General features: G+C 68.1%; 20 protein-coding genes. 10 read left to right on the forward strand and 10 right to left on the reverse strand.

Features of this window, described 5'->3' with window-relative positions; genetic code table 11:
- The 6 genes from CXY91_RS30740 to CXY91_RS25320 all read left to right on the forward strand — a co-directional run.
- Nucleotides 1-261, forward strand: a 261-nt coding sequence (locus CXY91_RS30740) for a hypothetical protein (RefSeq protein WP_210202612.1), incomplete at its 5' end; no start/stop codon positions are given.
- On the forward strand, nt 227-1,741 hold the full coding sequence (gene dnaA, locus CXY91_RS25300; protein ID WP_100964434.1) for a chromosomal replication initiator protein DnaA: 1,515 nt from the start codon (nt 227-229) through the stop codon (nt 1,739-1,741). The genes CXY91_RS30740 and dnaA, both read left to right, overlap by 35 nt.
- A gap of 137 nt (nt 1,742-1,878) precedes the next feature.
- Nucleotides 1,879-2,997 (forward strand): DNA polymerase III subunit beta, encoded by a 1,119-nt coding sequence (dnaN, locus tag CXY91_RS25305; RefSeq protein WP_100964436.1) that lies wholly within the window; start codon nt 1,879-1,881, stop codon nt 2,995-2,997.
- Between the two features lie 15 nt (nt 2,998-3,012).
- The gene (gene recF, locus CXY91_RS25310) at nt 3,013-4,140 is read left to right on the forward strand and encodes a DNA replication/repair protein RecF (protein ID WP_248307637.1); all 1,128 of its coding nucleotides are present in this window, start codon (nt 3,013-3,015) and stop codon (nt 4,138-4,140) included.
- 121 nt (nt 4,141-4,261) lie between these two features.
- On the forward strand, nt 4,262-4,876 hold the full coding sequence (locus CXY91_RS25315; RefSeq protein ID WP_100964440.1) for a LysE family translocator: 615 nt from the start codon (nt 4,262-4,264) through the stop codon (nt 4,874-4,876).
- Nucleotide 4,877: 1 nt separating this feature from the next.
- Nucleotides 4,878-5,231 (forward strand): cupin domain-containing protein, encoded by a 354-nt coding sequence (locus tag CXY91_RS25320; RefSeq protein ID WP_100964442.1) that lies wholly within the window; start codon nt 4,878-4,880, stop codon nt 5,229-5,231.
- 3 nt (nt 5,232-5,234) lie between these two features.
- Here CXY91_RS25320 and CXY91_RS25325 read toward each other — a convergent pair whose 3' ends face one another.
- On the reverse strand, nt 5,235-5,891 hold the full coding sequence (locus CXY91_RS25325) for an ankyrin repeat domain-containing protein (protein ID WP_100964444.1): 657 nt from the start codon (nt 5,889-5,891) through the stop codon (nt 5,235-5,237).
- Nucleotides 5,888-6,970: a heat-inducible transcriptional repressor HrcA gene (hrcA, locus tag CXY91_RS25330; protein ID WP_100964446.1), complete on the reverse strand. Its 1,083-nt coding sequence runs from the start codon at nt 6,968-6,970 to the stop codon at nt 5,888-5,890. Before hrcA ends, CXY91_RS25325 begins: the two co-directional genes overlap by 4 nt.
- A gap of 136 nt (nt 6,971-7,106) precedes the next feature.
- On the opposite strand from hrcA, the gene rph reads away from it, so the two are divergent.
- The 4 genes from rph (at nt 7,107) to CXY91_RS25350 (ending at nt 11,076) form a co-directional block, all read left to right on the forward strand.
- Nucleotides 7,107-7,823: a ribonuclease PH gene (gene rph / locus CXY91_RS25335; RefSeq protein WP_091835654.1), complete on the forward strand. Its 717-nt coding sequence runs from the start codon at nt 7,107-7,109 to the stop codon at nt 7,821-7,823.
- Between the two features lie 4 nt (nt 7,824-7,827).
- The gene (rdgB, locus tag CXY91_RS25340) at nt 7,828-8,475 is read left to right on the forward strand and encodes an RdgB/HAM1 family non-canonical purine NTP pyrophosphatase (RefSeq protein ID WP_100964448.1); all 648 of its coding nucleotides are present in this window, start codon (nt 7,828-7,830) and stop codon (nt 8,473-8,475) included.
- Nucleotides 8,472-9,674, forward strand: coding sequence for a radical SAM family heme chaperone HemW (hemW, locus tag CXY91_RS25345; RefSeq protein WP_248307638.1), 1,203 nt, complete (start codon nt 8,472-8,474; stop codon nt 9,672-9,674). The genes rdgB and hemW overlap by 4 nt, the downstream gene beginning before the upstream one ends.
- Before the next feature lie 190 nt (nt 9,675-9,864).
- Nucleotides 9,865-11,076 (forward strand): SMP-30/gluconolactonase/LRE family protein, encoded by a 1,212-nt coding sequence (locus CXY91_RS25350; protein ID WP_248307639.1) that lies wholly within the window; start codon nt 9,865-9,867, stop codon nt 11,074-11,076.
- A gap of 9 nt (nt 11,077-11,085) precedes the next feature.
- Here the strand turns inward: CXY91_RS25350 and tsaE are convergent, their stop codons facing one another.
- The 8 genes from tsaE to CXY91_RS25390 all read right to left on the reverse strand — a co-directional run bounded on the left by tsaE (nt 11,086) and on the right by CXY91_RS25390 (nt 21,179).
- On the reverse strand, nt 11,086-12,702 hold the full coding sequence (tsaE, locus tag CXY91_RS25355; protein WP_100964452.1) for a tRNA (adenosine(37)-N6)-threonylcarbamoyltransferase complex ATPase subunit type 1 TsaE: 1,617 nt from the start codon (nt 12,700-12,702) through the stop codon (nt 11,086-11,088).
- Nucleotides 12,699-15,143, reverse strand: coding sequence for a sensor histidine kinase (locus CXY91_RS25360; protein ID WP_244543861.1), 2,445 nt, complete (start codon nt 15,141-15,143; stop codon nt 12,699-12,701). The genes tsaE and CXY91_RS25360 overlap by 4 nt, the downstream gene beginning before the upstream one ends.
- A gap of 475 nt (nt 15,144-15,618) precedes the next feature.
- Nucleotides 15,619-17,019 carry an adenosylhomocysteinase gene (ahcY, locus tag CXY91_RS25365; protein WP_199777565.1) on the reverse strand — a complete coding sequence of 467 codons (1,401 nt, stop codon included), beginning with the start codon at nt 17,017-17,019 and terminating at the stop codon, nt 15,619-15,621.
- 276 nt (nt 17,020-17,295) lie between these two features.
- Nucleotides 17,296-17,628: an HPr family phosphocarrier protein gene (locus CXY91_RS25370; RefSeq protein WP_091835672.1), complete on the reverse strand. Its 333-nt coding sequence runs from the start codon at nt 17,626-17,628 to the stop codon at nt 17,296-17,298.
- 31 nt (nt 17,629-17,659) lie between these two features.
- Nucleotides 17,660-18,061, reverse strand: coding sequence for a PTS sugar transporter subunit IIA (locus CXY91_RS25375; protein ID WP_100964456.1), 402 nt, complete (start codon nt 18,059-18,061; stop codon nt 17,660-17,662).
- Nucleotides 18,062-18,167: 106 nt separating this feature from the next.
- Nucleotides 18,168-18,620 (reverse strand): HPr kinase/phosphorylase, encoded by a 453-nt coding sequence (locus CXY91_RS25380; protein WP_091835675.1) that lies wholly within the window; start codon nt 18,618-18,620, stop codon nt 18,168-18,170.
- Nucleotides 18,617-20,413, reverse strand: a complete 1,797-nt coding sequence (locus CXY91_RS25385) for a sensor histidine kinase (protein WP_100964458.1) — start codon at nt 20,411-20,413, stop codon at nt 18,617-18,619. Before CXY91_RS25385 ends, CXY91_RS25380 begins: the two co-directional genes overlap by 4 nt.
- Nucleotides 20,414-20,477: 64 nt before the next feature.
- Nucleotides 20,478-21,179 (reverse strand): response regulator transcription factor, encoded by a 702-nt coding sequence (locus tag CXY91_RS25390; RefSeq protein WP_091835682.1) that lies wholly within the window; start codon nt 21,177-21,179, stop codon nt 20,478-20,480.
- Nucleotides 21,180-21,259 lie beyond the last annotated feature (80 nt).

Genomic DNA, 21,259 nt, shown 5'->3' on the forward strand with positions numbered 1-21,259 from the left:
AATGCGCTTCTATGTCTCAAAGATTTAAAGGCCTGGAAATTAGTCATAGCCGCGGCCGATCTTTTTAGAGCGCGCGGCTCTACCTCGAAAAGCGTTGGGAGACCTCGCTTCGCGGCTTTCGTGCCGCCGGAGGCGGGCAGCGTTTTTCTCGATGAACAGATCACTGCATGGCCAACCTCGGAAAACGCGGTGGCAACATGCACGACAATGGAATGGGGCAATTGGAATGTTCGAGCGGATCGAGACTGGCAATCTGGTTGAGGCTGCGGCCACCCCTGTGGTGACCAGTCTTGCCCCGACTGAGCCGGCGAGCGTCGCCGGGGCCAAGGACCGGTGGGACAGGGTCCGCCGGCGCCTGCGCGCCGAACTCGGCGAGGACGTCTTCTCGAGCTGGTTCGCGCGCGTCGAGATCGGCGCGGTCGTCGAAGGTGTCGCCCATCTCACCGTGCCGACCCGCTTCCTGAAGAGCTGGCTCGAAGCCCATTATGCCGAGCGCCTGCGGGCGCACTGCATGGCCGAGCTCGATGCGCCCAACGGCGTCGCCCTTTCGGTGCGCCAGGTGGCGAGAGAGAGCAGCGAGCCCTGCCAGGACCTCTCGGCACAGCGGGCGCGCCCGGCCCAGGCTCGCCCGGCCACCCCGATGTCGGATGTCGCCCCCGCCTCGGCCGCCACTCCGGCGAGCGATCGCGACCCCATGGACGCCTGCGGCACGCTCCTCGACCGGCGCATGACCTTCCAGAGCTTCGTCGTCGGCAAGTCGAATGCGCTCGCCTTCGCCGCCGCCGAGCGGATTTCGGCGGCGCCCGCCGGCTCGACGCCCTATAACCCGCTCTATCTCCATGCCGGTGTCGGCCTCGGCAAGACGCATCTGATCCAGGCGATCGCCCAGGATGCGCGCCAGCACGGCAAGCGCGTCGCCTATTTCACCGCGGACCGCTTCATGTACGGCTTCGTCGCCGCGCTGAAGTCGCAGACGGCGCTCGCCTTCAAGGAGAAGCTGCGCGGCATCGACCTTTTGATCGTCGACGACGTCCAGTTCATCCAGGGCCGCTCGATCCAGCAGGAATTCGGCCACACGATCAACGCGCTGATCGATGCCGGCAAGCAGATCGTCGTCGCCGCCGACCGGCTGCCGACCGATCTGGAGGCGCTCGACGAGCGCATCCGCTCCCGGCTCGCCGGCGGCCTCGTCGTCGAGATCGGCGAGCTCGACGAGGCGCTGCGGGTCAAGATCCTGACCACCCGCCTCGACGGGCTGAAGGCCGCCCATCCGAGCTTCCACGTCAATCCGGACGTGATCGCCTATGTCGCCAAGCTCGTCGCCACCAATGGTCGCGATCTCGACGGCGCCGCCAACCGCATCCTGGCGCATGCGACGCTGACCGGCGCCAGCGTGACGATGGAGACGGCGGAAGCGGCGATCCGCGATCTCGTCCGGACGCGCGAGCCGCGCCGGGTCAAGATCGAGGACATCCAGAAGCTGGTCGCGACCCGCTACAATGTCAGCCGCGCCGACATCCTGTCGGAGCGCCGGACAGCGGCGGTGGTCAAGCCGCGCCAGATCGCGATGTATCTCGCCAAGGCGCTGACGCCACGCTCGCTGCCCGAGATCGGACGCCGCTTCGGCGGGCGCGACCACACCACCGTGCTGCATGCGGTGCGCAAGATCGAGAAGGCCATCGTCGAGGACCGTCTCCTCCATGACGAGGTCGACCTCCTGAAGCGCATGCTGCAGGAGTGAGCCTCGGGCGGCCACTCTTGCGTTAACTGTGCAGGCGGGCGCGCGCGCCCTTGCGCGCGGCCCGGCCGTCCGGCAATGTCGCGGGCCACCTTTCTGCCTGCCGGCTCGCCGCGGGCGCCAGCATGCCAGAAGACGCCATGAAGGTTACGGTCGAACGCTCCACGCTCCTGAAGTCGCTCGGGCATGTCCATCGTGTCGTCGAGCGGCGCAACACGATCCCGATCCTGTCGAATCTCCTGCTGCGCGGCAGCGAGGATGGGTTGAAGCTGAAGGCGACTGACCTCGACATCGAGGTGGTCGAGACCGTGCCGGCCGACGTGGTCGAGTCCGGCGCGACCACGGTCCCCGCGCACACGCTCTACGACATCGTCCGCAAGCTGCCAGACGGCTCGCAGGTCTCGCTGGAGACCACCGGCGAGACCGGCCAGATGGTGCTGCGCTCGGGCCGCTCCCGCTTCACCCTGCAGACGCTGCCGGAAAGCGATTTCCCGGACATCACCGCCGGCGAGATGGCGCACCGCTTCGTGCTGCCGGCCGGCGAGTTCAAGCGCCTGATCGACAAGACCCAGTTCGCGATCTCGACCGAGGAGACGCGCTACTATCTCAACGGCATCTATCTGCACGCCATCGACGTCGACGGGCGCCCGGTGCTGCGCGCCGTCGCGACCGATGGCCATCGCCTCGCCCGCGTCGACACCGCGGCCCCGCAGGGCTCGCTCGGCATGCCCGGCGTGATCGTGCCGCGCAAGGCCGTGGCCGAGATCCAGAAGCTGCTGGAGGACGGCGAGAGCGAGGTCCAGATCGAGCTCTCCGCCACCAAGATCCGCGTCGCCACGGCCGAGGTCGTGCTGACCTCCAAGCTGATCGACGGCACCTTCCCCGACTATCAGCGCGTCATCCCCTCCGGAAACGACAAGCTGCTCACCGTCGACCGGGGCGATTTCGCGGCCTCCGTGGACCGCGTCTCGACGATCTCGTCCGAGCGTGGCCGCGCCGTGAAGCTCTCCATGGCCGATGGCCGGATGACGCTCTCGGTGACCAATCCCGATTCCGGCTCGGCGACCGAGGAGATCGAGGTCGACTACGACGCCGGCCCGCTCGATATCGGCTTCAACGCGCGCTATCTGATGGACATCGCCGCCCAGCTCGACGGCGACACTGCGCTGCTCAAGCTCGCCGACCCGGGCTCGCCGACGGTGATCCAGGACCGCGAAGGCGCTTCGGCCCTCTATGTGCTGATGCCGATGCGGGTCTGATCCCGCGAGCGCATCTTGACCGCGGTCGCACGCCTAACGCTGCAGAATTTCCGCTCCTATCCAACCCTCGATCTCGCGATCGAGGGTCGGCTCGTTGCGCTGTGCGGCGAGAACGGCGCCGGCAAGACCAATCTGCTCGAAGCCCTGTCGCTGTTCGCGCCCGGGCGCGGCCTCAGGCGCGCCGACCTCTCCGACATGGTGCGCCAGCCGGGCGATGGCGGCTTCGCCGCCTCGATCGGTCTCGCCGATGACGGGGCGCGGCTCGGCATCGGCCTGGAGCCGCCCGATGCCGAGGGCCGGCGGGCCCGGATCGCCCGGATCGACGGCGCCCCGGCCGGCTCGGCGCTGGCCTTCAGCGATTATGTCAGGCTGGTCTGGCTGACGCCCGATCTCGACGGGCTGTTCCGCGGCGCCGCCGGCGATCGCCGCCGCTTCCTCGACCGGCTGGTGCTGGCGGTCGATCCCGGGCATGGCACGCGCTCGAATGCGCTGGAAAAGGCGCTGCGCTCGCGCAACCGCATCCTCGACGAGAGCCCGCACCAGCAGCGCTGGCTCGACGCGGTCGAGCGCGAGATCGCCGAGCTCGGCGTCGCCGTCGCGGCCGCACGCGCCGAGACCGTGGCCCGGCTCTCCGCCATCATCGCGCAGACCGCGGACGAGACCTCGCCCTTCCCGCAGGCCGAGATCGCACTGGAAGGTGAGATCGACGCTCTGGTCGCGACCTTGCCGGCGCTCGACGCCGAGGATCGCTATCGCGAGCTCCTGCGGGAGATGCGCCCGCGCGACAAGGCGGCAGGGCGCACCCTCGCCGGCCCGCAGGCTTCCGATCTCGCCGTGCGCCATGCCGCCAAGGATATCCCGGCCGGACAGGGCTCGACCGGCGAGCAGAAGGCGCTGCTGATCGGGCTGGTGCTCGCTCATGCCCGTCTGGTCGCGAGGATGAGCGAGCTGCCGCCGCTCGTCCTGCTCGACGAGGTCGCCGCCCATCTCGATCCGCGCCGGCGGGCGGCGCTCTATGGAGCGCTGGCCGAGCTCGGCTGCCAGGTCTGGATGACCGGCGCAGACCCGGCCCTGTTCGGCGATCTCCCGGCCGGAGCCCAGCGTTTGCTGGTCACGCCGGGCGAGGTCCGCCCCGTCTCCTGACAGCATTAGGGCGGCGATGCGTCAGAATCGCTGATCAGCACCATCACGCTTGCCGATAAGACGCGGGATCGGCTTGCTGCTAGCATGGCGCCAACAACGTCTTTTTGGGGAGCAACGCTCGATGGATCTCGCCGGGCTTCTGGTTTTCGCCGGTGTCTATTTCCTCGCCGTCGCCTCGCCGGGGCCAGGCATCGCGGCGATCGTGGCGCGCTCGCTCTCGACCGGCTTCCGGCGGGCCGTGCCCTTCGTGCTGGGCATCGCAGCCGGCGACCTGGTCTGGCTGGCCTTCTCGGCGCTCGGCCTGTCCGTGCTGATGCAGAACTTCCACGGCCTGTTCCTGATCATCAAGTATGCCGGCTGCGCCTATCTCGTCTATCTCGCCTGGAAGCTCTGGACCGCGCCGGTGAGGAGCCTGGAAGACCAGCCGGCGATGCGCGGCGAGGGTATCCGCCTCTTCCTCGGCGGCGTCGCGCTGACGCTCGGCAATCCCAAGGTGATGGTGTTCTTCGTCTCGATCCTGCCGCTGATCGTCGATCTGCAGGCGATCACGCCGCTGGCCTTCGCCGAGGTCGCTGTGCTGACCATGCTGATCATCAACACCACCCTGCTCGGCTATGCCTTCGCCGCCGACAGGGCGCGCCGGCTGGTGGCGAGCCCGCGCACCATGCGCCGGATCAACCGCGTCACCGGCGGCGTGATGGCGGGCGCCGCGGCGGCGATCGCGGCGCGTGGCTGAGATGGCGGACGAAACCACGACACAGCGCGCCATACGCCGCGAGGACTGGTCCGAGACCCCAGGCGAATGGCATGGCGAGGTGCAGGGCTTCGGCGGCGAGGTCTCGCTGATCTTCGTCCGGGCCGAGCCCGGCAAGGGGCCGAGGCTGCACAGCCATCCCTATCCCGAGACCTTCATCGTGCGCGCCGGGCGGGCGCTCTACACGATCGGTGACCAGGAAATCGAGGCCGGACCCGGGGAAATCCTGGTCGTGCCGGCCGGCGTGCCACATAAATTCCGCAGCCTCGGGCCGGAGGTACTGGAATCGATCGACATCCACGCCAGCGAGCGCTTCGTCACCGACTGGCTGGAATAACGCTCAGCGCCCGCCGGCCGCCGCGATCAGCTTGGCGATCTCGCTTTGGCCGCGCTTGCGGGCGTGCTGGAGCGGGCTGACGCCATCCTTGTCGGCGAGATTGGGGTCGGCGCCCGCAGATAGCACGAGCCGGGCCACCTCCTGATGGCGCGGGCCGCCATCGCCGAGGATCACGATCTCCAGCAGACAGGTCCAGCCGAGATTGTTGACGTGATTCACGTCGATGCCTGATGTCAGGAGCAGCTTGGCGGTCTCGACATGGGCGCGCTCGCAGGCCGGGATCAGGGCATTGCCGCCATAGCGGTTGCGGATAGTGAGATCGGGCTTCAGCGGCAGCATCGCCGCGATGATCTCGGTGCGGCCGCTGGCGCCGGCCAGAAGCCAGGGCGTGTCCTGGTTCGACGCCTGGGCGTTGGGATTAGCGCCTGCCGCCAGCAGCGCCTTGGCGACGGCGACATGATTGCCGGCGACGGCGAGCAGGAGCGCCGTCTGACGCTGGCCATCGCGCTGTTCGATATCCGCCTTGGCGGCGATCAGGCGATTCACCGCGGCAAGATCACCACGGGCGGCCGCTTCGAGCAGGCCGGTCTGTGCTCCGCTCGCTCCGGCCATCAGCAGCACTCCCGCCAGCAACGCAGCAGCCGGCAGCGGCCGCCTCATCGCCCGCCATCGAGCAGGCGCCCGACCACCTTGGCGGTGTAGTCAACCATCGGCACGATCCGGGCATAGTTCAGCCGGGTCGGGCCGATGATGCCGACCACGCCGACGATGCGCTGGCCGCCATCGCGGAAAGGCGCGGCGATGATCGAGGAACCCGACATCGAGAACAGCTTGTTCTCCGAGCCGATGAAAATGCGCACGCCGTCGCCGGCCTCGGCCCGCGAGAGCAGGTCGATCAGTTCGGTCTGCGTCTCCAGATCGGCGAAGAGCAGGCGGATGCGCTCCAGATCCTCCTGCGCCTTCAGGTCCTCCAGCAGATTGGCCTGGCCGCGCACGATGAGATGCCGGTCGCCGGAAGGGCCGGAGCTCGTCGCTATCCCGGTCTCGACCAGCCGGGCGGTCAGTTCGTCGAGCTCGCGCTCCATCAGGGCGCGGCTGTCGGCGATCTCGCGGCGAAGCTCGTCGAGCGTCTTGCCGACGATGCGGGCATTGAGGAAGTTGCCGGCCTCGACCAGCGCCGACGCCGGCAGGCCCGCCGGCAGCGCCAGGATGCGGTTCTCGACCGTGCCGTCATCGGCGACGAGCACGGCGAGCGCGCGGCCGGCATCGAGCCGGACGAATTCGATATGGCGCAGGCGCACATTGGCCTTGGTGGTGACGACGACGCCGGCGCCGCGCGACAGGCCAGACAGCAAGGCCGAGGCCTCGGTCAGCGTCTGGTCGAGCGAGCGATTGCTGGCGGCGGCCCTGATCTGCGCCTCGATGCGGCCGCGCTCGTCCGAGGTGAGATTGCCGACCTCCATCATGCCGTCGACGAAGAAGCGCAGGCCCCGCTCGGTCGGCAGCCGCCCGGCCGAGGTGTGCGGAGCGTAGATCAACCCCGCCATCTCCAGATCGGTCATGACATTGCGCACCGTCGCCGGCGACAGCGCGATCGGCAGCAGCCGGGCGATGTTGCGCGAGCCGACCGGCTCGCCGGTGGTGAGGTAGCCGTCGACGATCTGCCGGAAGATCTCGCGCGAGCGCTGGTCGATCTCGACCAGGCCGCCGGGTGTCTCGGGGCGCGTATGGGCGCTCATTCCGTGGCGAACAACCTCAACTGCATGATCCATTGTCCCCGCTGGGCGCGGCGGGATCAAGTCCCATGGCCGCTCGCCTTGCCGCACCCCGCTTAAGCGCCTACAAGCCGCCGACTCCAAAAGACAGGAAGACACGATGAGACCCTCGAAGCGCGCAGCCGACGAGATGCGGAAGGTCACGCTGGAACGCGGCGTGGTGCGCTATGCGGAAGGCTCGTGCATGGTCACCTTCGGCGAGACCAAGGTGCTCTGCGCCGCCACAGTCGAGGAAAAGGGGCCGCCGTGGCTGCGCGGCACCGGCAAGGGCTGGGTCACCGCCGAATATTCGATGCTGCCGCGCGCCACGCATGAGCGCACCCGCCGCGAGGTCACCTCCGGCAAGCCCTCGGGCCGCACGCAGGAGATTCAGCGCCTGGTCGGGCGTTCGCTTCGCGCCGTGGTCGACCTGACCGCGATCGGCGAGCGCCAGATCGTCGTCGATTGCGACGTGCTGCAGGCCGATGGCGGCACCCGCACCGCCTCGATCACCGGCGCCTGGGTCGCGCTGCACGACGCGCTGAAATGGATGGAGGGGCGCGGCATGCTGAAAGGTGCCAATCCGCTGAAGGATCATGTCGCAGCGATCTCCTGCGGCATCGTTGCCGGCAATCCGGTGATCGATCTCGACTATGTCGAGGATTCCGGCGCGCAGACCGACGCGAATTTCGTCATCACCGGCTCCGGCGGTCTCGTCGAGGTGCAGGGCACCGCCGAGGGCGCGCCGTTCTCCGAGGAGGAGCTGCTGGCGCTGCTGAAGCTCGCCAAGGGCGGGGTGTCGAAGCTGGTGGCGATGCAGAAGGCGGCGGTGGCCTGACGCCATGACCACGAACCGCCTCCTCACCGGCAAGGTCGTGATCGCGACCCACAACCAAGGCAAATTGCGCGAAATGCGCGAGCTGCTGGCGCCCTATGGCGTCGAGCTGGTCTCGGCCGGCGAGCTTGGCTTGCCCGAGCCGGCGGAGGATGGCCACATGTTCGCCGAGAACGCCGCGATCAAGGCGGTGGCGGCGGCCAAGGCTTCCGGCCTGCCGGCTATCGCGGACGATTCCGGCGTCTGCATCGATGCGCTCGATGGTGCGCCCGGCCTGTTCTCGGCCAACTGGGCCGGGCCGGGCAAGGATTTTGCCCCGGCGCTGGCCCGTGTGCAGGCCGAGCTTGCGAAGCGCGGCGCGACCACGCCCGAGCAGCGCAAGGCGCATTTCGTCTCGGCGCTGGTGATCGCCTGGCCGGACGGGCATCAGGAATTGTTCGAAGGCCGCGTCTTCGGCACGATCGTCGAGGCGCCGCGTGGCACCGCCGGCTTCGGCTACGACCCGATCTTCCAGCCGGCCGGGCATGGCAAGACCTTCGGCGAGATGAGCGCAGAGGAGAAGCACGGCATCCCTAAGGACGGCTCGCCCGGCCTGTCGCACCGGGCCCGCGCCTTCCATGTGCTTGCCGCCGCCTGCCTGAGGGCGCCCGCTTGAGCCCTTCGGCCGCCCTTGCCGCGCGGCCCGGCGTGCCGACGCATCCGACTGCGGATGCCGGCTTCGCCGTCTATGTGCACTGGCCGTTCTGCCTGGCCAAATGCCCCTATTGCGACTTCAACTCCCATGTCCGGCACCAGCCGCCGGACCAGGCGCGCTATATCGCCGCCTTCCGCCGCGAGATCGCCCAGCGGGCCGAACTGGCGCCCGGACGCACGGTGTCCTCGATCTTCTTCGGCGGCGGCACGCCTTCGCTGATGGAGGGTGCGACGGTCGGGGCGATCCTCGATGCGATCGGTGAGCATTGGGCCGTCGATCCCGATTGCGAGGTCTCGCTGGAGGCCAACCCGACCAGCGTCGAGGCCGGGCGCTTCCGCGATTTCCGCGCCGCCGGCGTCAACCGCGTCTCGCTCGGCGTGCAGGCGCTGAACGATGCCGATCTCAAGGCGCTCGGGCGGATGCATTCGGCGCAGGAGGCGCTCGATGCGGTCGCGATCGCGCGGCGCTATTTCGAGCGCTATTCCTTCGACCTGATCTATGCCCGCTCGCCGAACCAGACACCGGCGCTGTGGCAGGCCGAGCTCGAGCTCGCGATCAGCCATGCGGCGGAGCATCTTTCGCTCTACCAGCTCACCATCGAGCCCGGCACCGCCTTCGACCAGCTCTACAGGGCCGGCAAGCTCGCCATTCCCGACCCTGATGCGGGCGCAGCGCTCTACGAGCTGACGCAGGAGATCACGGCCAAGCACGGGCTGCCGGTCTACGAGATCTCGAACCATGCAAGGCCGGGCGCGGAATGCCGGCATAACCTGATCTACTGGCACTATGGCGAATATGCCGGCATCGGGCCGGGCGCCCATGGCCGGCTGGTGACGGCGGAAGGCCGCTACGCGCAATCGACCGAGAAGCGCCCCGAGACCTGGCTGGAGCGAGTCGAGGCCGGCGGCGACGCTTTGGTCGAAAACGAGAAACTTTCGGCCGAGGCGCAGGGCGACGAGTACCTGCTGATGGGCCTGCGGCTCGTCGAAGGCATCGATCTCGACGTGTTCGAGGGGCTGGCCGGGCGCAAGCTCAACGGCAACCGCATCGGCAGCCTGATCGCCGAAGGCTTCCTCACCCGCAGGGCCAATGGCCGGCTCGCCGCGACGCCGGAAGGCGCGCTGCTGCTCGATGCGCTCGTCGCCGATCTCGCAGCGTGAGTGGCGATCCCGGCGGCAGGCGGACTCCACATCATTAAACCGATTTAGTCAGATGAGAAGCCCTGCTGGAGCAGGCCTCGTCATGCCCAGGCGGTCTCCTTCCGCCACGTCACCGCCGCAATCGGCGCTCCCGATGGCCGGGTAAGAACAGCATAAGTTCAACCCAGGGAGGTCACCGATGCAGCAACGCATGATCGATGAATCACGCCCCACCTTGTCACGCCGCCGCCTGTTGCAGGTTGCCGGCGCAGGAGCCCTCGCCGCTGCCGCCGATACGGCCCTGGCGCAGGCTCCGGCTGCAAGGCCCGGCCCGCCCACGACGATCACGACGCCGCCGCGCGATTTCAGCCGCGGCGGCGCGCCGACCACCTATTTCTGGGACCCGGACGTCCTCGCCGTCGATCCCGCCTTCGAAGGGCTGGCCCAGCCCAATGCCGCGATCCAGCGGCTGTGGACCGGAGCACTCTGGGCGGAAGGCCCGGCCTGGAACGCACAGGGGCGCTATCTCGTCTGGAGCGACATCCCGAACAACCGGCAGATGCGCTGGCTCGAGGATGACGGCCGCGTCAGCGTCTTCCGCACGCCATCGGGTAACAGCAACGGCAACAGCTTCGATTTCCAGGGCCGGCAGCTCTCCTGCGAGCATCTCAACCGCCGCGTCGTGCGCTACGAGCTCGACGGCTCGGTGACGATCCTCGCCGACAAGTTCGACGGCAAGCGGCTGAACTCGCCGAACGATATCGTCCAGCATCCCGATGGCAGCTACTGGTTCACCGACCCGCCCTATGGCGGCCAGCTCTATGAGGGCGCGCCCGATGCGGCCGGCGGGCCGAGCAACACCAGCGGCAAGATCAATCCCCGGCTCGGCCAGCCGCCCGAGATCGGCTTCTACAAGCGCGAGCTGCCGACGAATTGCTATCGCATCGATCCCAGCGGCCGCGTCGATCTCGTCGTCACCGAGCAGCAGGTCCCCGATCCGAACGGCTTATGCTTCTCGCCGGACTACAAGAAGCTCTACATCGCCTCGACCGGCAAGGGCCCTGGCGATACCGGCCCCGGCGGCAAGGGCGACATCCACGTCTTCGACGTCGGCACCGACAACAAGCTTACCAACGGCAAGCTGTTCTCCGACTGCATGGTCGACGGGGTGAAATGCGGGCCTGACGGACTGCGCTGCGACGTGCAGGGCAATCTCTGGGCCTCCAGCAATGCCGGGCGCGCGGTCGGCTACAACGGCGTGCTCTGCTTCAACCCGGAGGGCAAGCTGATCGGCCGCATCCGGCTGCCGGAGGTCTGCGGCAATGTCTGCTTCGGCGGACCCAAGCGCAACCGACTGTTCATGGCGGCGAGCCAGTCGATCTATGCGCTCTATCTGGGCACGCAGGGGGCCGGGCCGGGCTGAGCGCCCGGCTCAGGCCTCACTCTGCTCGGGCTCGGGCCGGTCCTGCTCCGCGGGATCGGCCTCGACCTTCGCCTCCGGCTTCTCCTGCCCGGCATAGAGCTTGGGGAGATAGGTCTCGTACCAGGCCTTCAGCTCCGCCAGCGCCGGTTGTTCGAGATTGCGGCGCAGGTAAGCCTCGATCCGTGGCAAGTGCTTGAGATAGCCCGGCTTGCCGTCGCGGCGGTCAAGCCTCGCGAAGATGCCGGCGATCTTGGTGTTGCGCTGGGCGCCGAGGATGGCATAGGCGCGGGCGAAGCCCGGCACGTCGAAATGGGGATCGGTGCCACGCCGCGCCCCCGCATAGGCGGCGAGCAGGCGCAGCTCCAGCGCCGCCGGCACATCGACGCGCGCGTCCTGGCCGAGCGAGACGAGATCATAGGCGGGGTGGCCGAGCACGGAGTCCTGGAAATCGATCAGGCCGAGCCTGGCATGGCCGACGCGATCGGGGAGCCAGATCAGGTTCGGCGAATGATAGTCGCGCAAGGTCCAGGTCGCCGGCGTCTCGAAGAGCTCGTCGAACAGCTTGTCCCAGATGCGGCTGAACTCGGCCCGCGTCACCGCCGGCAAGGTGACGCCGGCGATGTGCGGGGCATACCAGTCGAGCACCAGCTCGGTCTCGATGGCAAGCGCCTCGCGGTCATAGTCGGGCATGACATGATCGCGCCCTTCGACCACCGGCAGAATCGTCGGCAGGGCATGCCGGTGCAGTTCGGCGAGCAGGCGGGCGGCGGCCTCGTAGCGATCGGGGATCGGCCCGTCGGCGCCGACGACCGGCTCGGCCCCGAGGTCCTCGATGATCAGCAGGCCGGTGACGAGATCCTGTGCCAGGATGTCCGGAGCCGAGAGGCCGAGCGAGCGCAGGGCCTTGTCCATGGCGACGAAGGCGTCGACGGTCTCGGCGAGATGGGCGATGGCGCTGTAGGGCTTGCCCTGGCGGATCGCCGGCCCATCCGGACGCGGCGGCGAGATCATCAGGATCGCGGTCTCGCCCGACGGCCTGATCAGGCGCTCATAGGCGCGGCTCGAGGCATCGCCGAGCATGAACTCGCGCCTCGCCTCGCTCCAGCCGGCTTCGTCGATCAGGCGGCGGGCACCGATCGCAAGCGCAAGCCGCTGGCGCCAGAGCACGCCGCCGGAGAGCGTCGCGATCCGGCCCTGCTCGGGGTTGTCCGGATCGACCTCCAGCACGATGTCGAGCCGCCGGCCCGCCGGGAGGCGCGTGCCGGCCCGGTCCGGCCATTCGACGATGGTCATCGCGAGGTCGAGGTCCTCGATCAGGCCGATATCGTCGAGCTCGTCGGGGCTGCGGACGCGGTAGAGATCGGCATGGAGCAGGAGCCCACGCGCGCTGTCATAGCTCTGCACCAAAGTGAAGGTCGGGCTCGGCGCTTCCAGCGCCGGATCGCCGGCGAGGCGGCGCAGCATGGCCCGCGCCAGCAGCGACTTGCCGGCGCCGAGATGTCCGGAGAGCGCGACGATGTCGCCGGTCTTGAGGATGTCGGCGATGTCCTCAGCCAGCCGGACCGTCGCGGCCTCGTTCGGCAGGATGACGGTATGGGTACCCGCCCGCGCGGCCTCGTCACTCATTCAGCGGCGTCCGAGATGCGCATGCCTTCAGGCGGGAAGACGACGGTGACACGCGTGCCCTTGCCCAGGGCGGAGTCGAGCTCGACGCGGCCGCCATGCAGCTCGACAATCGAGCGGACCATCGACAGGCCGAGCCCGACGCCGCGATGGCGCGATCCCAGCGAATGACTCTCGAAGCGGTCGAACACCTTCTCCTTGACCTCGTCCGGGATGCCGCGACCCTCGTCGGCGACGGTGATGCGGATCTCGCCGCCGAAGCGGCCGGCGCTGACGCTAATGGTCTGGCCGGGTTGCGAGAAGCCGATCGCATTGGAAAGCAGGTTGAACAGGATCTGGCGCAGGCGCTTGGGATCGGCGCGCAAGGGGCCGGTCTGGGGGGCGATGTCGACCTGCAGCCTGAGCTTGCTGTCGGCCAGGCGATCCTGCAGCCCGGTCGCGGCCTGGGCGATGCTCTTGGCGACATCGACCTCCTCGATATCGAGCGCCAGCGCGCCATTGTCGATCGAGGCGAGGTCGAGGATGTCGTTGATGATGGCGAGCAGCGCGCCGGAGGACCGGACGATGTGGCCGGTATAGTCGCGCTGCTTTTCGTTGAGCGCGCCGACCGTCTCCTCGCCGAGCAGTTGCGCGAAGCCGATGATGTTGGTCAGCGGCGAGCGCAACTCGTAGGAGACGTGGTGGACGAACTCCTCGCGAAGCCGCGAAGCGCGCTCCAGGGCGTCGTTGCGTTCGGTCAGTGCCCGCTCGACGTTCACGCCGGCGGTGACGTCGGCGAAGGTGATCAGCGTCGCGCCATCGGGCAGCGGCGTGGCCGTGCAGTCGAGCACCGTGCCGTCGCGGCGTTCCATATGGCAGCGATAATCCTCGCGCGCATCGCGCACGCCGGCGACGGCGCTGCGGATTTCGGTCCAGACCGCGTCATCCGGGAAGAGCGGGCGGCTCAGGGTCACGACCTCGTCGATATGCGGCGCCGCGGCTGCGCGCTCCGGGGTGAGCTTCCAGAGCTGGGCGAAGGCCGGATTGGAGAGCTTGAGGCGCCCGTCCGAACCGAACACCGCGACACCCTCGCGCAAGGAATCGAGTGTCTCGCGCTGGGTACGCGAGAGCGCGTTGAAGCGCGATTCCAGGGTGAAGCGCTCGGTCTCGTCATCGAAGAGATAGGTGACGCCGCCCTGCGGGTTCGGGCTGGCGACGACATGCACGGTGCGCCCATCGGGCAGGTACCACCAATCCTCGCTGGCGCGCGTCGCGGTATAGGCGGCGTGGACCTGCGCCTTCCAGGTGCGGTAGTCGCCGAGCTCGGGCAGGCGGCGCTCGGTGCGCAGGCGGTCGAGGATCTCGCCATCCGTCGGATTGGAGTCGAGGAAGCCCGGGTCGAGCGACCAGAGCGCCTCGTAGCCGCTGTTGCGGTAGACCAGGCGCTGCGAGGCGTCGAAGACGGCGACCCCGGTCTTCAGCCGGTCGAGCGTGCGCACATGCGCGTCCATCTGGCGCTGCAGGTCGGCACGGACCGCCTCCAGCTCGCTCATGTCGGTGGCGATGCCGGCATAGCCCGACGGCGTCGGCGTCTCCATGACGTCGACGATGCGGCGCTGGCCGGCCATAACGACGGGCGCGCGCAGCTGGAAGACGCGCCCGTCCTTGCGGGCCTTGGCCGCCGCCTCGCGCTCGCTGCGATCGAACAAATCGAGCCCGGCCGTGACCGCCTGCTGGCAATCGGCGGCCTCGACGGCACGGGCATAGGCCGCGTTGACCCAGGTCAGGCGGCCGTCGGTCGCGCGCATCCAGACCGGCTGAGGCACGCCGGCGAGCAAGGTCGTGAGCGCGGCATGGTCGGTGGCGAGCTTGCCGAGCTCATTCTCCAGCGCCAGCGCCCGCGCCCGTTCGCCGCCGACCTCGCGCAGGCGGATCACGGCGCGACCGGCGACGGGCCGGCCTTCCGCATCGACGAAACGCCCCGCCTTGGCCCTGAAGGTGAAGGAGAAGGCCTCGCCGCGCTCCTTGAGGGCCTCGGTCGCCAGCTCGAGGCGCTTGGCCTCCGCCGGCGGCGCCCACGTGCCGTATGCCAGCGCCGGGGCGGGGCCGCCAATGCCGAGAAAGCCGCTGTCGCCCTCCACCACCGGGCTCGCCTTCGGCCCGTCCCAGCTCAGCACGACCTGCCGGTCGCTCGCGAGCAGGGCACTGAGCCGCTCCTGATGGCCGCGCGCCGCTTCCAGCCCGGCGGCGAGCTCGCCTTCCCGGCGGGTCCAGCGCGAGCGCTCACGGACATAGAGGATCGAGGTGGTGGTGGCGAAGACGACGAGGCCGACGAAAATCAGGGAAAGTCCGCCAGTGCTCAGCCAGTCCGCCCGCAAGGGCAGCAGCGCCTCGGCCTGCGCGAGAGCCGGAGCCGGCGCAGCGCCGGCAAGCCCGGGCAGAAGGAGGCGGACCACTCCGTTCATCTCCCGCCCGACCTGCCTTGCCCGTCTCATTCTCGCATCCGTCCTGTTCCAGGCCAATCTTCCGGTCGCAGCCGGCCGGTCGCGGCCAACGCGACAACCGGCCATGGCTCCCTCCAGGGATCCACGCCCGCAACCCGCAAAGCCACCGCTGCACGAAACCGGGCGCCACATGCGAAGCCTGCCGGCAGCCCGAATCAGTGCCACTGTAATCACCGCACGACTCCGGCAGGAAGTGCTTAATCGACGGTAAAGGCCAAATGGCGACGGCCGGATTTGAGGTCACCAGAGGAGCGTCAACAAGTTGATGCCAGCTGCCGTCTCGCATCTATTAGTAGTATGAAAGGCTGCGGCCGGCCCCGAACGCGAAAAAGCCCGGCGCAAGGCCGGGCTTTCGAAAGATGGGCGCCTCGTCCGGGAAACCGGTTCCCGATGCGCGATGTCGCTTCGCCCGGCCGGCAGCGGCCGGACGAAGGTGTCAGTAGCGATAGAGCTCCGGCTTGAACGGGCCGGCCTGCGCGACGCCGATATACTTCGCCTGAGCGTCGTTGAGCTTGGTCAGCTTGGCGCCGACCTTGGCGAGGTGGAGCGCCGCGACCTTCTCGTCGAGGTGCTTGGGCAGGGTGTAGACCTTGTTCTCGTACTTGGCGTGATGGTTCCAGAGCTCGATCTGAGCCAGCGTCTGGTTCGAGAACGAGCAGGACATCACGAAGGACGGGTGGCCGGTCGCGTTGCCGAGGTTCACCAGGCGGCCTTCCGAGAGCAGGATGATGCGCTTGCCGTCGGGGAACTCGATCTCGTCGACCTGCGGCTTGACGTTGTCCCACTTGAAGTTCTTCAGGCCGGCGACCTGAATTTCCGAGTCGAAGTGGCCGATGTTGCAGACGATGGCGCGGTGCTTCATCGCGCGCATGTGGTCGACGGTGATGACGTCGAGGTTGCCGGTCGCGGTGCAGAAGATGTCGGCGCGCGGCGCGGCATCTTCCATGGTGACGACCTCATAGCCTTCCATCGCCGCCTGCAGGGCGCAGATCGGGTCGATCTCGGTGACGAGCACGCGGCAGCCGGCCTGGCGCAGCGAGGCGGCCGAGCCCTTGCCGACGTCGCCATAGCCGGCGACGACCGCGACCTTGCCCGACATCATCACGTCGGTGCCGCGGCGGATGGCGTCGACCAGCGACTCGCGGCAGCCATAGAGGTTGTCGAACTTCGACTTGGTGACGCTGTCGTTGACGTTGATCGCCGGGAACGGCAGACGGCCCGCCTTGGCGAGCTCGTAGAGGCGGTGCACGCCGGTGGTGGTCTCCTCGGAGACGCCCTTGATCGCGGCGCGGGTCTTGGTGAACCAGCCCGGATTGGCCTTCAGCTCGCGCTTGATCAGCGCGAAGAAGATCGTCTCTTCCTCATTGCCCGGCTTGTCGAGGAAGGCGGCGTTGCCGGCCTCGGCCTCGGCGCCGAGGATGATCAGCATGGTCAGATCGCCGCCATCGTCGAGGATCATGTTCGGCGTGCCGCCGTCGCCCCAGGTCGCGGTGCGCAGCACGTACTCCCAGTACTCTTCCAGCGTCTCGCCCTTGATGGCGAAGACCGGGGTACCGGTGGCGGCGATCGCCGCGGCGGCATGATCCTGGGTCGAGAAGATGTTGCAGGACGACCAGCGCACGTCCGCGCCGAGCTCCTTGAGGGTCTCGATCAGCACGGCGGTCTGGATGGTCATGTGCAGGCAGCCGGCGATGCGGGCGCCCTTGAGCGGGGCTTTGCCCTGGTGCTCGGCGCGGATCGCCATCAGGCCCGGCATCTCGTCCTGGGCCATGTTGATTTCCTTGCGGCCGTAATCCGCGAGGCTGATGTCCTTGACGACGTAATCCTGCTTCGACACGGGGAGGCTCCAATCGATCGTTCTTTGAATGATGGCGGCTCTCTAGCAGGGAGCCTGCCGGAAGGCAATCAAAGATATAAAGATGTCTTTATATCCGCAGCAAACCGCGCGGCAAACCCTGCTCCGAACCTCTGCTGTGGCCACCAGCCTTTTCCCGGATGCGACGGATCGAGAGGCGCCCGGTCATGAGCATTCGGAAAAAGCCGATCAGGGAACGAGCATGACGATGCGGTAGACAGACGCGGACAGCGCCGAGAGCGCGCTCCAGATCGCCGCCTATTCGCCCTCGCCGAACCGGTCGGCGACGAGCGCGCCCAGTGCCTGCAGCGCATCCTTGGCGTCGGCGCCCTTGGCGACCACGGTAATGGTCGAGCCGATGCCGGCGCCCAGGGTCAGGATGCCCATGATCGAGGTGGCGCCGACGGTCTCGCCGCAGCGAGAGACGGTGATATCGGCGTCGAACTGACTGGCGCATTGCACGAATTTCGCGGTGGCGCGGGCGTGCAGGCCCTTCTTGTTGACGATCTGGAACTCACCATAGACGGCACCGGCCGGGATCTCGACCTCGGTGCAGTCGCAATCTTCGTCGCGGATCTCGTCTTCGCGCATGCTTTGCACGCCGAACCTCACTTACCCGAACTCATTTGCCCGCGAGCACGCGGCTGGCCACCGTGATGTATTTCCGGCCCGCATCCTGCGCGCTGCTGACGGCCTCGTCGAGGGTCTTCTCCTCGCGCACGCTGGCGAGCTTGATCAACATCGGCAGATTGATGCCGGCAACGACATCGATCCGGCCCGGCTCCATCACGGAAATGGCGAGATTGGAGGGCGTACCGCCGAACATGTCGGTGAGGACGATGACGCCCTGGCCGGTCTCGACCTGCTCCACCGCCGCGATGATGTCGCGCCGACGGCCCTCCATATCGTCATCGGGGGCGATGGCGATGGTGGCCAGGTTGGCTTGCGGGCCAACGACATGCTCGAGCGCGGCGCGGAATTCCGTCGCCAGGTGCCCATGCGTAACAAGCACGAGTCCGATCATTCAGTCCCACCGAAGAGCGCCCATCGGCGCCCGGACAAGGTCGCGGTTTATGCGGCAGGTGCGAAGGATAGGCAAGGCGCTTGTCTCGAACTCGTCGAAAAGCAATTCAATCAGAGCCGGCGAACAGTGCAAGCGCCGTCAGGATCAGACGTTCGTCGCCGGCCCTCGGCAGCACGGAGAGCCGCGGCAAGGTGATGCCGGCGACGGTCTCGACCAGCGCCTCCGGCTCCGGCATGCGCTCGGGTTCGCTGCCGCAATCGATCACCAGCCGGAGCACCGCGGCGGCCAGATGCGGCTCCGGCGTCAGGCCGAGGCCACGGCGCTCGACGAGGCCCTCGATCGGCGGCACCGGCGCAGCGAGGAGGCGGCCGGCCTTGACGGCAATTTCAGTGCGATCGTCGGCGATCAGCCTGGCGAAACGGTCCTGCGATTGCGCCAGCCCGACCAGCGCCAACGCCAGGGTGGACTTACCGGCACCGGAGGGGCCGCGGATCAGGATGCCGGCCTCGCCGATCACGACGGCACTGGCATGCAGGCGAAGCGGAGGCGCCGCGCTCATGCCGGCTGCGCCGCGGCCGGCAGGCGCACGATGAAGCGGGCGCCGAGCCGCTTGTCCTCGCCTTCCGACTGCTCGGAGGCATAGCGGTTCTCGGCCCGGATCGTGCCGCGATGGGCTTCGACGATCTGGCGCGAAATCGACAGGCCGAGGCCGGAATTCTGGCCGAAGCCGCTTTCGGGCCGGTCGGTGTAGAAGCGCTCGAATATCCGCTCCAGCGCATGCGGCGGAATGCCGGGACCGTCATCCTCGATGGTGATCAGCACGTCGCCAGCAACCCGCGAGAGCTTGACCCTGACCGGCTTGTCGGCCGGCGAGAAGGACCGAGCGTTCTCGATCAGGTTGACAAAGACCTGGCCGAGGCGGGAATCGTGGCCCAGCACGCGGAAAGGATCCGCGCCCGGGCGCTGGCCGCCACGCCGGTCAACCGTGAGCTCGACGATTGGCTGGCCGTCGCGCCGGATCTGGTTCTGGACCGAGACGACCGCCTCGACCAGCTGGGCAACGTCGAGCGGGACGGCATCGTCGCGCGCGAGCTCGGCATCGAGGCGCGAGGCGTCGGAGATATCGGTGATCAGCCGATCAAGCCGCTTCACGTCATGGCGGATCACCGCGAGCAGACGGCCCCGCGAGTCCTCGCTCTTGGCCAGCGGCAGGGTTTCGACGGCGCTGCGCAGCGAGGTCAGCGGGTTCTTCAGTTCATGGGCGACGTCGGCGGCGAAGCGCTCGATCGCCTCCATGCGATTGTAGAGCGCCTGGGTCATCTCGCGGAACGAGCCGGAAAGATGGCCGATCTCGTCATGGCGGCTGGAGAAGTCCGGGATCTCCTCGCGCGACTTGACGCCGCGGCGGACGCGCTGGGCGGCGTCGGCGAGCTTGCGGATCGGCTCGGCGATGGTCCCGGCGAGCAGCACCGAGAGGATGATCATCACGCCGGCCGCGACCGCGAAGACCTGGAAGATGGCGTAGCGCTCGGAGGCGATGACGGCGTCGATGTCGCCGCCTTGGGTCGACAGCAGCAGCGCGCCGCGCACGGCCCGGAAGCGCTGCACCGGCACCGCAACAGAGACGATGGTCTCACCGCGGGTGTTGACGCGCACCACGCTAGCCGGCGAGCCGGCGAGCGCCCGGGCGACCTCGGTATATGACCTGCCATTGGCGTTGGCGAAATCGTCATAGGCCGGCACGTCGGCGCGGCCGAGCCGGTTGCGCAGCAGGTTCCAGGTTCGTTCGAGCAAGGGCGGCTCGTCGCTCTCGCCGATGCGCGGCAGATCGAGCCGCAGGATGTCGCCACGCGAATAGAGGTTGCGCGAATCCAGCGTCAGCATCCCGTCCTTGTCGTAGATGCGGGCGCGCGTCTTGGTCGGCGTCACCAGCCGGCGCAGCAGCGGAGCGACCTTTTCCGGATTGATCGAGAAATCGAGCGGATCCTCGGCGATGGCGCCGCTCTCGCCCGCCTGCATCTGCAGGAGCTTGTCGGGATCGATCGCGATCGTGTCGGTTTCGACCGTGGCGGAGGCGGCGATGGCGCCGGCGATGATCTCGCCCTGGGTCAGAAGGCTCTGCACCCGAGCCTCGATCAGGCCCTCGCGGAACTGGTTGAGATAGAGGAAGCCGACGAGCAGAGCGACGAGGCCGGCGAGGTTGAGGACGACGATGCGCCGGGTCAGGCTGGAGGCCGCGCGCCCGGAGATGGCGCGCAGCATGCGGCGGCCGAACAGCGCAGCACGACGGCGCAGCGTCAGCCCCGGCCGCGGCCCGCCGGTGCGGGCCCCTTCCTGTTCGATGGTCGCCATGAGCGGCTCATACCCTGTCCCGGTGCCCGCGCAAACGTCATCGCGGCGTGCGCCGGGGTGCTTCTCAGGACTCCTTGAAGCGGTAGCCGACGCCGTAGAGCGTCTCGATCATGTCGAAATCGACATCGACCTGATTGAACTTCTTGCGCAGGCGCTTGATGTGGCTGTCGATGGTGCGGTCGTCGACATAGACCTCGTCGTCATAGGCCGCGTCCATCAGGGCGTTGCGGCTCTTGACCACGCCCGGGCGCTGCGCCAGCGACTGCAGGATCAGGAACTCGGTGACGGTCAGCGTCACCGGCTCGCCCTTCCAGGTGCAGGTGTGGCGCTCCGGATCCATCCGCAGCAGACCGCGCTCCAGCGCCTTGGCATCCTCGGTGCGCGGTGCCGCGCTCGCATCCTTGGCGCCAGCCCGGCGCAGGATCGCCTTGACGCGCTCGACCAGCAGGCGCTGCGAGAAGGGTTTGCGGATGAAGTCGTCGGCGCCCATCTTCAGGCCAAAGAGCTCGTCGATCTCCTCGTCCTTCGAGGTCAGGAAGATCACCGGCAGGTCGGATTTCTGACGCAGGCGGCGCAGCAGCTCCATTCCGTCCATGCGCGGCATCTTGATGTCGAAGATGGCGAGGTCGGGCGGATTCTGCTTCAGACCGTCCAGGGCCGAGGCGCCATCCGTATAGGTCTGGATGCGATAGCCCTCGGCTTCCAATGCGATCGAAACCGAGGTCAGGATGTTGCGGTCGTCATCGACCAGCGCAATGGTTGGCATAAGCTTTTCCGGCTCTTTGTGTGCTGGCGTTACAATCAAAGGGTCCACTCTCGCGCGAGAACGGCCAAAGCATGGCTGCA

This window comes from Allobosea sp. FBZP-16, assembly GCF_002831785.1.
Classification (GTDB): Bacteria; Pseudomonadota; Alphaproteobacteria; order Rhizobiales; family Beijerinckiaceae; genus Allobosea; species Allobosea lupini.

Excerpts from the sequence above, each read along its gene's own strand:
- CXY91_RS25380 (WP_091835675.1), bottom strand. The coding sequence starts at position 18,620 with ATGAGCGCGGCGCCTCCGCTTCGCCTGCATGCCAGTGCCGTCGTGATC.
- dnaN (WP_100964436.1), top strand. The coding sequence starts at position 1,879 with ATGAAGGTTACGGTCGAACGCTCCACGCTCCTGAAGTCGCTCGGGCAT.
- CXY91_RS25350 (WP_248307639.1), top strand. The coding sequence starts at position 9,865 with ATGATCGATGAATCACGCCCCACCTTGTCACGCCGCCGCCTGTTGCAG.
- dnaA (WP_100964434.1), top strand. The coding sequence starts at position 227 with ATGTTCGAGCGGATCGAGACTGGCAATCTGGTTGAGGCTGCGGCCACC.
- rdgB (WP_100964448.1), top strand. The coding sequence starts at position 7,828 with ATGACCACGAACCGCCTCCTCACCGGCAAGGTCGTGATCGCGACCCAC.
- CXY91_RS25315 (WP_100964440.1), top strand. The coding sequence starts at position 4,262 with ATGGATCTCGCCGGGCTTCTGGTTTTCGCCGGTGTCTATTTCCTCGCC.
- hrcA (WP_100964446.1), bottom strand. The coding sequence starts at position 6,970 with ATGAGCGCCCATACGCGCCCCGAGACACCCGGCGGCCTGGTCGAGATC.
- CXY91_RS25390 (WP_091835682.1), bottom strand. The coding sequence starts at position 21,179 with ATGCCAACCATTGCGCTGGTCGATGACGACCGCAACATCCTGACCTCG.
- CXY91_RS25320 (WP_100964442.1), top strand. The coding sequence starts at position 4,878 with ATGGCGGACGAAACCACGACACAGCGCGCCATACGCCGCGAGGACTGG.
- CXY91_RS25370 (WP_091835672.1), bottom strand. The coding sequence starts at position 17,628 with ATGCGCGAAGACGAGATCCGCGACGAAGATTGCGACTGCACCGAGGTC.
- CXY91_RS25385 (WP_100964458.1), bottom strand. The coding sequence starts at position 20,413 with ATGGCGACCATCGAACAGGAAGGGGCCCGCACCGGCGGGCCGCGGCCG.
- tsaE (WP_100964452.1), bottom strand. The coding sequence starts at position 12,702 with ATGAGTGACGAGGCCGCGCGGGCGGGTACCCATACCGTCATCCTGCCG.
- CXY91_RS25325 (WP_100964444.1), bottom strand. The coding sequence starts at position 5,891 with ATGAGGCGGCCGCTGCCGGCTGCTGCGTTGCTGGCGGGAGTGCTGCTG.
- CXY91_RS25360 (WP_244543861.1), bottom strand. The coding sequence starts at position 15,143 with ATGAACGGAGTGGTCCGCCTCCTTCTGCCCGGGCTTGCCGGCGCTGCG.
- CXY91_RS25375 (WP_100964456.1), bottom strand. The coding sequence starts at position 18,061 with ATGATCGGACTCGTGCTTGTTACGCATGGGCACCTGGCGACGGAATTC.
- rph (WP_091835654.1), top strand. The coding sequence starts at position 7,107 with ATGAGACCCTCGAAGCGCGCAGCCGACGAGATGCGGAAGGTCACGCTG.